This is a genomic window from Helicobacter sp. CaF467b (assembly GCF_022664765.1).
Taxonomy (GTDB): Bacteria; Campylobacterota; Campylobacteria; order Campylobacterales; family Helicobacteraceae; genus Helicobacter_D; species Helicobacter_D colisuis.
This window is the reverse complement of sequence record NZ_JALAIY010000001.1, coordinates 1059127-1071648: the sequence shown is the minus strand read 5'-3', so window position 1 is coordinate 1071648 and position 12522 is coordinate 1059127. Positions and strand designations below refer to the sequence as shown.

The following is a 12522-nucleotide window of genomic DNA, read 5'->3' as shown; positions in this document are numbered from 1 at the left end:
TTTTATTCCTTTTGATTTTTAAGTTTTAATGCTTCTTCTTTAGCAATTTTATCACAAAGTTCATTTTCTTTGTGTCCATTATGTCCTTTTACCCACGCCACTTGAATTTTGTGAAGTTTTGAAACTTCTAGATATTGCTTCCAAAGTTCTGGATTTTTGACATTTTTAAAATTTTTAATAATCCAGTTAGGAAGCCATTTAGAAAGCCCGTCTAAGACATATTTTGAATCACTAATCACTAAAACCTCGCAAGGTTCTTTGAGGGCTTTTAAACTAAAGATAAGGGCGGATAATTCCATTTGGTTATTGGTGGCATTTTCTGCACTACCTTTGATAATTTTTTCTTTATCTTTGTAGCGCAAGATTCCACACCAGCCACCATAGCCTGGATTCCCCAAAGAAGATCCATCACAAAAGAGAGTAACGCGTTTCATCTTGTTTTTGCTTTAAGGTAATAATAGTCTTAGCACTTAGCAATGTGCCACAATGCGGACAAGTTTCAAAAGGTAATGGCATATTGGCTTTACAAGCTGTGCAATGATAGGTGAATTTTAAATCCCCAGTGTAATTTTTGTTCTTATTTAAAAGTGAAAGCACTTCTAGCTCAAAACTCTCTTTTTTGTTATCAGTGGTTGGGTAGAATCCTTTGGCTTCTAAAATATCTTGGAGTAGTTTGTTTTTAATAGGGCTAGTTGGGAGTTCATTTGGATTGCAATTCCATAAAATATCTAGTATTTCTAAAAGATTTGTTGAATTAAGATTTTGGATATTTTCCCAAAATAGGGCAGGGTGAAAGTCTTTTAAAAAAGAGAGTATGATTCGTGAGAGTTTGGGTTCTTTTTGAAAAAGCATTAGAATTTTTTTGATTTTATCTTGATTGTCATCTTTGTGAAAGATTAGAATCTTGACTTCTAAATAATGTCGATGCAGGGTTGTGCCACCTTCAATTTCTTCTAGGCAATCAAGGGCTTCTAGGGCTTCTTTGTAGAGATTCAAATCTTCACAGATTTTAATAAGGGATTTGAGAATCTTTTGGGAGCGTGGATAATGGTGTAAAATTTCCAAATAAATCTCTTTAGCCCTTAGGGGAAATCCTGCTTTATAATAAATATTTCCAAGCGATTCTAAAATGGGAATTTTATCAATGGGGTTTTTAATGTGATCTAGCAAAGTTGTATAAAGGCGAATGGCTTTTTCATAGTTAGCACCTTTTTGATACATATTTGCCATAAAAAGAATAGAAGGGATTGGGTTTTGGCTAAGAGCTAGGAATTCTTTGATTTCTTTATCAAAGCCAATATAATCAAAACTCTCCATAAATTTAGCAAGGGATTTATGTTGTTTTTTGCTGATGATATAATTCCAATAATAAGCAAAAAGACTAATAATTCCAATACAAAAAATTAAAATTACAATCCCAAATAATGGATCGTGATAATCAATATTTTCTAAAAAATCCAAACTAAACCTCGTAAGAATAATAAGAATAAAATAATCTTGCAAGAATTATAGCAAAACTTATAAGGGGAATTTAGAAAAAGTTTAGTAAAATTTGATACTCTCTTAAGGACTAGGAAAAATTGTGATTGCAGAGCAAAGCATTGAAGCATTAAAAAATCAGCTTGATATTATTGAAGTGGTTTCGCATTATATTGAATTAAAGAAAATAGGGGCTACTTTTAAAGCTTGTTGTCCCTTTCATCAAGAAAAAACTCCTAGTTTTGTTGTGAATCAAAATAAAGGTTTTTACCATTGCTTTGGTTGTGGGGCAAGTGGAGATAGTATCGCTTTTGTGATGCAATATGAAAAGCTTAATTACAAAGAAGCTATAGAAAAACTAGCACAACTTTACAACTTTACACTAACCTATGAGAAAGATAAAAACTCTTTTCAAGAAGATTCTTATGGAATTATGGAATTTATGAAAGAGTATTATCAAGACTCACTTACAAAAGAAGTGGAGTCATACATTCAATCGCGCGGAATCACATTGCCCACGCAACAAAAATTTGAGCTTGGATATGCAGGTCAAAATTATGAGATTATGACTACACTCCAAAAATATTCTATTAATCTTCAAGAAGCTTTGAATCTAGGCATTTTGGGTGCGGATAATGAAAATGGAGCGAAGCGGTATTATGCTAGGCTTACACAAAGGTTGATTTTTCCTATTCGCTCACCGCAAAATAAGATTGTGGGCTTTGGTGGGCGCACTTTGGGGAATCATCCAGCAAAATACATTAACTCTCCACAAACTAAGCTTTTTAATAAATCACAGATTCTCTATGGATATCTACAAGCCAAAGAGACAATTTATAAAAAAGAAGAAGTGATTGTAACAGAGGGATATTTAGATGTTATCATGCTGCATCAAGCGGGTTTTACAAACGCAGTAGCTACACTTGGGACGGCTTTAACTAAAGAGCATTTGCCACTGCTTTCTAAAGGAAATCCAAAAGTGATTCTTGCCTATGATGGTGATAATGCGGGAATGAATGCGGCTTTTAAAGCAGCTTCTTTATTGTCTTTGGCTAATAAAGAAGGTGGTGTTGTGCTATTTGATGGAGGTTTAGATCCTGCTGATATGGTAAAAAATGGAGATATTGCAAGATTAAAAGAACTTTTTTTATCTTCGATTCCTTTTATTGATTTCGTGCTTGAGGGGATTATAAAGAAATATGATTTGGATAATCCACTTCAAAAAGACAAATGTCTGCAAGAAGCTTTGGGTTATTTGCAGCATTTTTCTTTGGTGATTCAAGAAGATTATAAGGGTTTTTTGGCGCAGAGATTAAAACTGCCTAGTCATCTAATAAAAATCAAAAGAAATAATCAAAAAAAGCAGGTAAAAGAGCCAATTAGAGGTGAAGAGAGCTTTGATTTAGCAGAAAAGGCGATTATTAAAAGTGTGCTAGAGGATATGAATCTTTTAGAATTTGTGATGGATTTTTTAGAACCTGCAATGTTTTTAAACCAAAAGGAAGCTTATTTGAAGCTTTTAAAAGGAGAGTTAAAAGACCCTAGCTTGATTCGAATTTTGCTAGACAATAAGATTAAAGCTCAAGACAAAGAAAAATTAAAGCAACAAATGATTATGATTCTATACCAATACTATGAAGAACAAAAACAAAAGGTAATCAGCAAAAAACAGCTTTCTTTAAGGGAAAAGTCGTTTTTAATACGGAAATACCAAAAATATTTAGATAATTTAAAAAAAGGAGACTTGATCGTTTATGAAGGCTTTGGCGCTTTTTAGCGGTGGTTTAGATAGTTTATTAGCCATTAAAATTATCAAAGATATGGGCATTGAAGTGTTGGCTTTGCATTTTGATATAGGATTTATCGGAAAGAATGATAAAAGTGAGGCTTTAAGGGCTATTTTAGATCAAATTGAAGTGCCTTTAAAAGTAGTGGATATTAAAAGGCAATTTTTTGATGAAGTTTTATTTGAGCCTAAATATGGTTATGGTAAATATTTTAATCCTTGTATTGATTGTCATGGAAATATGTTTTCACACGCATTTTCTATGTTGGAGAGTGAGGGGGCAAGTTTTGTTATTAGTGGAGAAGTTTTGGGGCAACGCCCCAAAAGTCAAAGAGCTGAAGCACTTTTGCAAGTAGAAAAACTTTGCAATGCACAAGGATTGGTAGTGCGTCCTATGAGTGCTAAGCTATTACCTATTACCATTCCTGAACAAAAAGGTTGGATTGATAGAGAGAAGTTGCTTGATATTCACGGCAGAGGTAGAGAGAGACAGCTTAAGATGGTAGAAGAATATGGGATTAAAAACTTTGCAAAGCCTGGCGGTGGTTGTCTTTTGACTGAAATTTCTATTGCTAATAAAATCAAAGATTTAAAATCTCATAGAGAAATTGTGTTTGAAGATATGGAAATGGTAAAATATGGACGCTATTTTGTTTTACCTGATGGAGGGCGTTGTATTGTTGCTAGAAATGAGGAGGAGAATCATAAACTCTCTTTTGAGCATCCCAAAATGAGTAAGATTGAATTGATAGATTGTGTTGGACCTTTGGCATTGGTAGAAAAAAATTCAACAAAGGGGGATAAAGAAATGGCGATTGCTTTAGCGTTAGTGTATGGTAAGACTGAAGCTAATCAGACCTATAAGGTTCGATTTGAAGGGAATGAAAGAGAGGCTAAGCCTTTTATTTCTAGAGAAAAAGCGCAGAAATTTTTATTGCTATCTTAAAAATCAAAAGAGTAAATATGCAAAAAGAAGCTTTTAGTAAAATTATAAATCAGAGATACTCTTGCAGAGAATTCAAAGAAAGTCTTTTAAAGAGAGAAGATTTAGAGTATATCTTGGAAGCTGGGAGATTATCACCGAGTTCTTTGGGATTAGAGCCTTGGAAGTTTTTGGTGGTGCAGGATTCTAATAAAAAAGAGGAAATTTCAAAGATAGCTAATTATCAAGGGCATGTTAAAAAATGTGGAGCTATTATAATTATTTTAGCTAGATTAGATTTTGAAGAATATTTTATTCCTAAACTTCAAGCAAGAGGAATGAAAGAAGAAGAGCTACAAAAGCGTATCAATCTCTATAAGCCTTTTATTGAAAACATGAATGAAGATGAAAAATTGCATTATGCTAAAGAGCAAACTTATTTGGCTTTGGGGAATCTTGCTAATGCTGCTTGTGCTATTGGGCTTGGATCGTGTATTGTTGGTGGATTTGATTCTAAGGCTTTGGATTTTTATTTAAAGCTAGATACCACAAAAGAACGAAGTTCTATTATGTTGATCGTGGGAGAATATGAAAATAAAGCAATTTCACAAAAAGTGCGTTTTAGCGAAGAAGAGGTGATTACTTTTCTTGATTAGTGGATAATTGATTTTCTAAGGGGTAACTAAAAATTTAAAAAAGGAGTATAGGATGTTTGGGAGTTCTAAAAGGGAGAAGGAATTAGTAGCAGAGAATAGTGAGCTTAAGCGCAAAATAGAGCAGTTAGAAAAAGCATTGCATCATTGTAGTTTAAAAAATGAAGAATACCAAAAAGCTCTAAGGCAACCACAAAAAGATGAAGAAAAGAGTGAAGTTTTTAATGAAATGTTTGGAATGATGACACAATCTTGCGCAAAAAATCTTAAGATATTGCAAGATGATTTTTCAAATTCTGTGGAGATGTTACAAGAATCAGAAAAAATCTCGTTTCAAAATTACAAACAAACACAATCGCTTGAAGAATTAATTGGTGGGACCATATCAAGTGTGGTAGAGAAGTTTAATAGCTTCCAGATGATGATTACTCAAGTTTATCAGGATTTGGATTCGATTACTAATGTAATTAATCTAATTACAGATGTTAGCGATCAGACTAATCTCTTAGCGCTTAATGCAGCTATTGAAGCAGCAAGGGCAGGTGAGCATGGTAGAGGATTTGCAGTTGTAGCAGATGAGGTAAGAAAACTTGCAGAGAGAGCTCAAAAAGCAACAAAAGAGATTGAAATGAATATTCAAGTTTTACGCCAAAATTTCTCAGAGGTGCAGAGTTCTACAGAAGAAATCGTTAGCGATATGGATAATGTGAATGGAGAAGTTTTGAAATTTGCAGAGATAGGTCAAACTTCAATGGCAGTTCGAGAAGATGTGGCAAATGTTTTAGATACAACTTTTATTGCATTAGTAAAACTCGATCACTTGCTTTTTAAGATCAATAGTTACAAAGCAATTATTGAAGATAACAAAGAAATAAAATTAGCCACACATCGTGAATGTCGTTTGGGGAAATGGTATGATGCAGGAATTGGAAAAGAATATTTTAGTCAATTAGGTAGTTATGCTAGTTTAGAATCTCCACATTCTGGAGTTCATGATTCCTTTAGAGCGGCTTTAGATATTTTTAAAGAATCAGGATTGCAAAAAGGTAGTGAGATAATTAAATTTATTAAAGAGGGTGAAGTGGCTTCAGATAATGTAGTCTCTGTATTGGATAATCTTTTAAAAGAGAAAATGACAGAAAGAAAGAATGAGCACAAATAAGTTTAGAATATGAGGATTAAAACTCCTCATATTACTATCTAAAAAGATTCTTAAAAGAATTAGAATCAAAGTTTTCAAAATCGTAATTTTGTGTAGCGCCACCAAGTGGAAGACTTGCTTTTTCTATAAGTGAGCTGATTTTTGACATTTTTTCGCCAATTTCATTGTGTTTTTGCGATAAACTTTTCACTAAAGAATCTTCTTTATTAATTTGGCTTGGCAAAGGTAGGGAGAGAGAGACATTTTCACCTGCAAGATTAAGTGTTAATTCTTTTCCAAAGAGTGGTTCGTTTTTGAATTGCGCTGCTTTTGCCACAGAATCAAGAGCATCAAGGTTTGTTGTATTGATTTCCATATCTTTAGCTTTTGTGCTTAAAGCATTTAGAGTAATATCGGCAATCTGCATTGCCCCAATCATTTCATTAGCGCCTTTGATTCCATCGCTAAATTTGCGTATTTCTAAAGCTTCTTTGGAGAGATTGGGTAATTCTTGTGTTTCTTGTGTTGTTTGCACTTGCGATTCTACCTCTGCTTCTTTTGGAAGTGAAGTTGGTTTTTGTGAGTAGATATTTCCTATTCCATAGGGATTAACAGATGTTAACATTGAAACTCCTTTTAAATTTTAAAGGACTAAAGCATTTTTTGTTCCAAAAAAACCTATTGTTTTTGCTGTTTTTCTAGTGCAAGTATTTTTTGTTCAAGTATTTTTTGATTTTTACTTAGATTGGCAGTGGCGGTGATTTGATTGAGTAAAACCCATAAGCTAAGTGTTGCAAAAATGATAGTTATCACGCAGCACACAAGAGCAATTTTGACAGCTTTTGTGGCGGTTTTGTTAGAATGATTGATTTCTTTATTTAAGTTTTCCATTTTAAAGATCCTTTTTGGGATAGAATTTGTTTAAAACATAATAAACAAGTGCTAATATAAAAGAAAAAAGTGAAAGTAAAATCACAATACTAGCACCTGCTTGAAAGTCATAAAAATAAGAAACACTAATACCGCCGAGTATGCAAACAAAAGAAATAAGACTAGAAACAAGCATCATTTTAACTAAGGAGTTGGTTAAAATTTCGCTACAATAAGCAGGAATGCTTAGAAGTGCGATGATTAAAATAATTCCTACAGAGCGCATAGTAATCACAATTCCAATGGCGATTAATATCATTAAGACTATGCTAAAAATATGAGTATGGATTCCTTGGAGTTGTGTAAATTCACTATCATAAGAGATTCCGATAATTACGCGGTAATTTAGCGCAATAAAGAGAATAAGAAAACAAGCAAAAATAACCATATATTGAATATCATTATGGGTAATACTTAAAACGCTCCCAAATAAATACCCCATAAAATCTTTATTATAACCAGGGGTTAGTTCTACAAGAATAATCCCTAAAGCCATTCCAAATGCCCAAAGCGATCCTACAAGTGCATCTAATCTCTCTTTGGCATAAAGTAACATATAAGCAAGAATAATCGCACAAAAGACACTAAAAAGTGTCGCACCTAGTAAAATAGGCAATCCCCAAAAAGCAGCAATCCCCACACCACCATAAATGCTATGGGCGATTCCACCAGAGATAAAAACCATTCTGTTAGTTACTGCAAGTGTGCCTATAATGCCACAAATAATGCTTGTAAAAAAAGCACCAATAATAGCATTTTGTATGAAGCTATACTCCAAGATTTCAGTCAATCAGCCATCCTAAATCTTCTTCGTTTAATTCTTCTTTGATTTTATCCATTTTAATTTCAGCTTTAAGATATTCTGTGATTTCTAACATATCAATTAAAGCGTTTCTTAAACAGCTTGTAGCTCCAGGGCTTGGTGTCATATTAAAGGTAATACCTTGATTACTCTTGATTTTTTTCTCACCCAAAATAAGCTTTTTTTGTGTTTTGTCTAAAACTTGTGGGCGGATTCCACCAAATCCAGATGCGTAAGACAATTCATGTAATTGAATAGAAGGGATAATTTTTTTGGCTTCTTCCCAAAAGTATTTTTTTCCAATGCTTGGAATCTCGTAGATAAAATTTCTAAGAATATAATTTCGGATTTCACTATCAGAAAGCAAATCCCACATAATTTTTGTAGTGGAACTTCCAAAGCCAAAAGATTTTAGAAAATCAACGAAAGTTCCGCTTTTAAAGCGTTCTAGCTTTGGCAATGCAAGGGCAGTTGGTCCTAATCTAGTTTTTCCTTGTGCTACCACATCAGGATCTCCATGGATAGCCGCAAAAGGAAGTTTTGGATTTTGGACTGTATAAACTTTACCTTGAAGTTTATTTCCAGGAATAAAATAAAAACTTCCAGATACAGGTAAGCAACCCAAATCTAATCCATAACCCATATTTTGAGCTAAAAGCAAAGAATGCGCACCAGCATTAACTAACACAAAAGAGGCTGTAATGGGCTCTTGTTCTTGTGATTGTATCGTGTAAGCACCATCGCCTTGTCGAATGATTTTGGTAACTTTGTGATTAAAAAGTGCTTTGTGTTCACCAAAAATACTTTGTTCTATCATATGAGTGGCAGTAGCACAGAAATTCATAGCACAGAAGCTTTTTCTTATTCCAGATCCAACAACAGGTTCAGGTCTATCGCTACCATCAAGCATTTTGATTACATTTGGCTCGATTTGTTTAAGTGTTTCTTTGTTAAAAAATTCCAATTCAGGATAGATTTCTTTAAACTCTTCGTGTCGTTTTGTCATAAACTCAACTTCTTTTTCGCCCACACCAATAGCCATTTTTTGGTATTCAAAAATACTTTTGTTTTGCAATTGATGATGAAAAGCGTAAGAGACAAGTAGCTTTGCACCCCTAGAGACTTTTTTTGCTTTTTCAAAAGTGTAGTTGGTTTCAATATCTCCTGCATGAATAGTTTGTGAGTTATTATTTCCACTTGAGCTTAATGTTGCTGGTTGAGAATATTTCTCTAGCAAAACGACCTTTTTTAAATTCGTATAATGTGTGAGTGCATAAAAAAGCGCACTACCTGAAATACCAGCCCCAATAATGGCGACATCATAAGTTTGTTTCATAAACGACCTCCTAAATTTAGATTTTGGGAATATTGAGATTGCAATAACATTTCCACTTCACAAAAATGCTCTTGGATACTTTGATCGCTTATTTTTGGAAGTTCGTGCTCTGTAACCTCGCGATTAACATATAAAACCTTTTTGGCATAGCCTAATAAAATTGAAATATCATGACTAATTATAATTATAGTCTTTTCTTTATTGATTTTTTGCAATAAATCATAAATTTCTCTTTGATTTTTTTGATCTACACTGGCTGTTGGCTCATCTAAGACCAAAAAATTTGGATTTCCACACAATGCTCTTGCAATTAAAACCCTTTGTCTTTGTCCGCCGGAGAGTTCTCCGATTTTTTTATGAGCATAAGCTTCCAAATGGAACTGCTCTAAAAGTTCTAAAGCAAGCTTTCTTGCGTTTTTGGGTAAGAATCCTCCCAAAAATCCTGGTTTTAAAAATCCCATCATAACAACTTCTAGAGTTGATATGGGAAAATGACGATTTAAAAAAGTGTTTTGTGGGACATAGCCAACGCGTAATGTAGGGCTTTTAATAATCTTGCCTTCTGTTGGCTTTAATAACCCTATTAAAAGGCGCGCTAGTGTGCTTTTTCCACCACCATTTGGTCCAATAATAGCCCAAAAATCACCTTCATAAATTGTCCAATCCACATTATACAAGATTCGTTCTTTGGTGAAAGAAAAATTAACATTTTTATACTCAATTATTTTGTGAGAGTTACTATTTTGCATAATTAGCCTTGTCAAATAGATTTCTCATTCCATAAATGCGTTTAATTAATAATGTATTTTGATTGATTCCCTTGGTATTTTCGCCAATGTTTAGTGGAGTAAGGGCAATTTTACCAATAATACTCCTGCCTTCTTCTCCATTTTGAAGTGTTTTTAAGCCCCAAATATCATGCAATACAAAAATCTCTCCACCAAAACTTCCCACATAAAGCATAATATGCCCTTTCATTCCAAGCAAAGTAGCAAAAGGAATGGCGTTGTTTTGGATAAAAAGCTTTTTTTGATTAGGATTCATTTGGCTTAAATCAAAATAAAGAGATTTATTTAAATTATTTGGGAGAATCTGAGCTTGTGAGTTTCTTTGGAGATAGAATCCAAAATTACCAAGAGTATCCCTTAGAAACATTGAACAATCGCGATTCCCAAACATTCCACCCCAACCATATTTCTCACCCATAAGATTTTGAGCAAGGGAAGCGTAATTTTTTGAGGAAAAAGGCATGGGAAATCTAGTAAAATCCTGGCTGTGGAGATGAATTTTTATTTTTTTGGCATAACCCCTTTGTGTGCGTGTAAAAATGAAACTCTCATAAGCTTTTTTTGTGCTTCCAAGCAAAGGAAGTAACATGCCAATACGAGCTGTTTCTAAAAATTCTTGGTGGGTGTTATAAATAGGAATATTATCTTTTTTAGCTACTAAAAATTCTTGAGTTTGCCTAAGTTCTTGAGTTTGCTTTTGATTTAAAATTGCAATATTAAGCACTTCTATCCATCCGCTAACAAAGCCACTCTCAACAAAAGCCCATTTTTTGGACTTAGAATAATGAGTGATGAGAATGGGCGTCCCTAAGTAAATATAAGAATTTTGCCAATAATCAAAAGGAAAGCCTTCTCCTGCTGTTTTGGGGTTAAAGAATCTTGGTTTATTAGTGGGCAAAACCCTAAGGTTGCTAGATTTAGTTATAATGGCAGGTTGTTTTAAGCTAGGAAAGTTTTCAAAGTTTGCTTCTTTGGCTAATTCCTCGATTTCTGCTAAAGAATAGGGTAGTAGATTCTCTCCATAACCTAAATTTGTTAAGGCTTGTTGCAATCCCCATTGAGCTTGAATAGAATCATTTTTTGGAATTTTGCTAAAAGGGGAGAAAAACTGCTGTAAATATTTATTTTTAAGATTTTTTGTGGAGGGAGGCTTGAGCGATTCAAATGATTCATTAGAAATATATGACTGCAAATCTTGCTTGGGTAATTCAAGCTTGGGTGGTTTTGAAGCACAGCCATAAAGCAGAGCTAGAAAAAAGATAAAAGTGAGAAATTTCACCATTTAAATTCCTCATATTCTTCTTCTTTAAAGCCCACAATAACTTGATGATTAGCTTCAACAACTGGGCGTTTGATTAAATTGGGCTCTTTGATTAGATATTCTTTAATCTCTTCTTCGCTAAGATTCTTATCTTTTAGGGAAAGTTTTTTGTAAGTGGTGCCTTTAGTGTTGAAAAGTATTTTAAGTGGGACACTTTGGAGCCATTTTTCAAGCGTTTCTTTATTAGGCGGAGTTTTTTTAAAGTCAATAAATTCATAGGGAATCTTTTTTTGCTCTAAGAAATTTAAAGCTTTTTTAACGCTACCACAATTTTTGATTCCATAAACCTTAACCATTAAAAAATCCTTGTAAGAAAAATATAAAAAATAATTCCTGTAAATATACTAAAAACTGAATTTTTAAACCATAAAAAACATAAAATTGCAGAAAAAATTCCACCAAGTTCATAAAGTCCATAGGTTTCACTCCAAGGAGTGTTAAGCAAACTAAAAAAAATAAGGAGTGTCATAATAAAAAGTGGCATTGTATCTTGCAGGTATTTTAAAAGCTTATTATTTGTTGCATTTTTGAAAATAAAAAAAGGCAATAATCTTGTAAGGGCTGTCCCAATGGTAGCTGCTAAAATAGCGCCGATGAGATAAAATGTATCAAAATTATCTTGCATTTTCTATCCATTTTCTGCCAAAGAGCAAAATAAAGATTCCACAAAAAATGCTAAGGAGCAAAAAATATTGACTAGGGAAAATGATAAGTCCTATGATGCCTAATGATAAGCCTATATAAAAAGGTTTTTTATTAGGAGAATTTTGTAGAAGCGAAAGAGTTAAAACGCTAAAAAGAGCTGTTAGTGCAAATTCTACACCATCTGGCTTAAATCCTAAAGTATTTCCTAGAAAAATCCCGATTCCACACCCCAAAACCCAGTAGCAATGATCAAAAAAAGTAATGTAAAAATAACTTTGTTCTAGCTCTTTTAAAGAGAGATTAAAGGCAGCTTTATTGGCTTTTAAGACTGCAAAAGTCTCATCAGTTAAGCCAAAGAGAATATAATATTTGGTGATTCCAAAGTTTTTGATTTCATTGGTAATAGCAAGGGAATAAAAGAGATGGCGAATATTTAATAAAAAAGAAGCAATGGCTATTTCTAGGAATCCGGCATAAGAAGCAATAAGAGAAACAAGTAAAAATTGCCCAGCACCTGTAAAAACCAAAATAGCAATTAAAACACCATAATACCAATCAAGCGATAATTCTTTGGAAAATAAAATACCAAAGGCAATTCCAAGGGGTAAATACCCCATTAAAACAGGCAATGATTGAATAAAACTTCGATAAAACACCTAAAAACCTCAAGAATTTATAAAGGAGCGCAATTATAGCAGAATTTATGCTCTAAAAAATAT

Annotated in this window: 15 protein-coding genes; 4 read left to right on the top strand and 11 right to left on the bottom strand. The window is 33.2% G+C overall.

The window, feature by feature from the left end; all coding sequences use genetic code 11:
• Positions 1-2 precede the first annotated feature (2 nt).
• A complete protein-coding gene (gene rnhA / locus MKD52_RS05465; RefSeq protein WP_112056631.1) occupies positions 3-434 on the bottom strand; it encodes a ribonuclease HI in 432 nt (143 codons plus the stop codon).
• The gene (locus MKD52_RS05460; RefSeq protein ID WP_242099541.1) at positions 409-1461 is read right to left on the bottom strand and encodes a tetratricopeptide repeat protein; all 1053 of its coding nucleotides are present in this window, start codon (positions 1459-1461) and stop codon (positions 409-411) included. The genes rnhA and MKD52_RS05460 overlap by 26 nt, the downstream gene beginning before the upstream one ends.
• Positions 1462-1582: 121 nt before the next feature.
• Here MKD52_RS05460 and dnaG point away from each other — a divergent pair, with 121 nt between their 5' ends.
• The 4 genes from dnaG to MKD52_RS08600 are packed head-to-tail and all read left to right on the top strand — an operon-like array spanning position 1583 to position 6002.
• The gene (gene dnaG, locus MKD52_RS05455; protein WP_242099540.1) at positions 1583-3256 is read left to right on the top strand and encodes a DNA primase; all 1674 of its coding nucleotides are present in this window, start codon (positions 1583-1585) and stop codon (positions 3254-3256) included.
• Positions 3234-4211, top strand: a complete 978-nt coding sequence (locus tag MKD52_RS05450) for a 7-cyano-7-deazaguanine synthase (protein ID WP_242099539.1) — start codon at positions 3234-3236, stop codon at positions 4209-4211. Before dnaG ends, MKD52_RS05450 begins: the two co-directional genes overlap by 23 nt.
• Positions 4212-4228: 17 nt before the next feature.
• Positions 4229-4843 carry a nitroreductase family protein gene (locus MKD52_RS05445; protein ID WP_242099538.1) on the top strand — a complete coding sequence of 205 codons (615 nt, stop codon included), beginning with the start codon at positions 4229-4231 and terminating at the stop codon, positions 4841-4843.
• A gap of 52 nt (positions 4844-4895) precedes the next feature.
• A complete protein-coding gene (locus MKD52_RS08600) occupies positions 4896-6002 on the top strand; it encodes a methyl-accepting chemotaxis protein (RefSeq protein WP_277930829.1) in 1107 nt (368 codons plus the stop codon).
• 34 nt (positions 6003-6036) lie between these two features.
• Here MKD52_RS08600 and MKD52_RS05430 read toward each other — a convergent pair whose 3' ends face one another.
• Genes MKD52_RS05430 through MKD52_RS05390 form a run of 9 tightly spaced genes read right to left on the bottom strand, consistent with a single transcriptional unit; the run spans position 6037 to position 12459 of the window.
• Positions 6037-6606: a flagellar FLiS export co-chaperone gene (locus MKD52_RS05430; protein ID WP_242099537.1), complete on the bottom strand. Its 570-nt coding sequence runs from the start codon at positions 6604-6606 to the stop codon at positions 6037-6039.
• 53 nt (positions 6607-6659) lie between these two features.
• Positions 6660-6872, bottom strand: a complete 213-nt coding sequence (locus MKD52_RS05425) for a DUF5408 family protein (protein ID WP_112056638.1) — start codon at positions 6870-6872, stop codon at positions 6660-6662.
• Between the two features lies 1 nt (position 6873).
• Positions 6874-7701 (bottom strand): metal ABC transporter permease, encoded by an 828-nt coding sequence (locus MKD52_RS05420; protein WP_112056639.1) that lies wholly within the window; start codon positions 7699-7701, stop codon positions 6874-6876.
• A complete protein-coding gene (locus MKD52_RS05415; protein WP_242099536.1) occupies positions 7694-9049 on the bottom strand; it encodes an FAD-dependent oxidoreductase in 1356 nt (451 codons plus the stop codon). Before MKD52_RS05415 ends, MKD52_RS05420 begins: the two co-directional genes overlap by 8 nt.
• The gene (locus MKD52_RS05410) at positions 9046-9798 is read right to left on the bottom strand and encodes a metal ABC transporter ATP-binding protein (protein ID WP_242099535.1); all 753 of its coding nucleotides are present in this window, start codon (positions 9796-9798) and stop codon (positions 9046-9048) included. Before MKD52_RS05410 ends, MKD52_RS05415 begins: the two co-directional genes overlap by 4 nt.
• On the bottom strand, positions 9788-11119 hold the full coding sequence (locus MKD52_RS05405; RefSeq protein ID WP_242099534.1) for an SH3 domain-containing C40 family peptidase: 1332 nt from the start codon (positions 11117-11119) through the stop codon (positions 9788-9790). Before MKD52_RS05405 ends, MKD52_RS05410 begins: the two co-directional genes overlap by 11 nt.
• Positions 11113-11454: a Spx/MgsR family RNA polymerase-binding regulatory protein gene (locus MKD52_RS05400; protein ID WP_242099533.1), complete on the bottom strand. Its 342-nt coding sequence runs from the start codon at positions 11452-11454 to the stop codon at positions 11113-11115. The genes MKD52_RS05405 and MKD52_RS05400 overlap by 7 nt, the downstream gene beginning before the upstream one ends.
• A complete protein-coding gene (locus MKD52_RS05395; protein ID WP_112056644.1) occupies positions 11454-11783 on the bottom strand; it encodes an AzlD domain-containing protein in 330 nt (109 codons plus the stop codon). Before MKD52_RS05395 ends, MKD52_RS05400 begins: the two co-directional genes overlap by 1 nt.
• Complete coding sequence (locus tag MKD52_RS05390; RefSeq protein ID WP_112056645.1) at positions 11773-12459, bottom strand: AzlC family ABC transporter permease; 687 nt, start codon at positions 12457-12459, stop codon at positions 11773-11775. The genes MKD52_RS05395 and MKD52_RS05390 overlap by 11 nt, the downstream gene beginning before the upstream one ends.
• Positions 12460-12522: the final 63 nt, after the last annotated feature.

What these genes read in the sequence shown, in the direction of transcription:
- rnhA (WP_112056631.1), bottom strand. Translation starts at nt 434, where the DNA reads ATGAAACGCGTTACTCTCTTTTGTGATGGATCTTCTTTGGGGAATCCA.
- MKD52_RS05450 (WP_242099539.1), top strand. Translation starts at nt 3,234, where the DNA reads ATGAAGGCTTTGGCGCTTTTTAGCGGTGGTTTAGATAGTTTATTAGCC.
- MKD52_RS05445 (WP_242099538.1), top strand. Translation starts at nt 4,229, where the DNA reads ATGCAAAAAGAAGCTTTTAGTAAAATTATAAATCAGAGATACTCTTGC.
- MKD52_RS08600 (WP_277930829.1), top strand. Translation starts at nt 4,896, where the DNA reads ATGTTTGGGAGTTCTAAAAGGGAGAAGGAATTAGTAGCAGAGAATAGT.
- MKD52_RS05430 (WP_242099537.1), bottom strand. Translation starts at nt 6,606, where the DNA reads ATGTTAACATCTGTTAATCCCTATGGAATAGGAAATATCTACTCACAA.
- MKD52_RS05425 (WP_112056638.1), bottom strand. Translation starts at nt 6,872, where the DNA reads ATGGAAAACTTAAATAAAGAAATCAATCATTCTAACAAAACCGCCACA.
- MKD52_RS05415 (WP_242099536.1), bottom strand. Translation starts at nt 9,049, where the DNA reads ATGAAACAAACTTATGATGTCGCCATTATTGGGGCTGGTATTTCAGGT.
- MKD52_RS05410 (WP_242099535.1), bottom strand. Translation starts at nt 9,798, where the DNA reads ATGCAAAATAGTAACTCTCACAAAATAATTGAGTATAAAAATGTTAAT.
- MKD52_RS05405 (WP_242099534.1), bottom strand. Translation starts at nt 11,119, where the DNA reads ATGGTGAAATTTCTCACTTTTATCTTTTTTCTAGCTCTGCTTTATGGC.
- MKD52_RS05400 (WP_242099533.1), bottom strand. Translation starts at nt 11,454, where the DNA reads ATGGTTAAGGTTTATGGAATCAAAAATTGTGGTAGCGTTAAAAAAGCT.
- MKD52_RS05395 (WP_112056644.1), bottom strand. Translation starts at nt 11,783, where the DNA reads ATGCAAGATAATTTTGATACATTTTATCTCATCGGCGCTATTTTAGCA.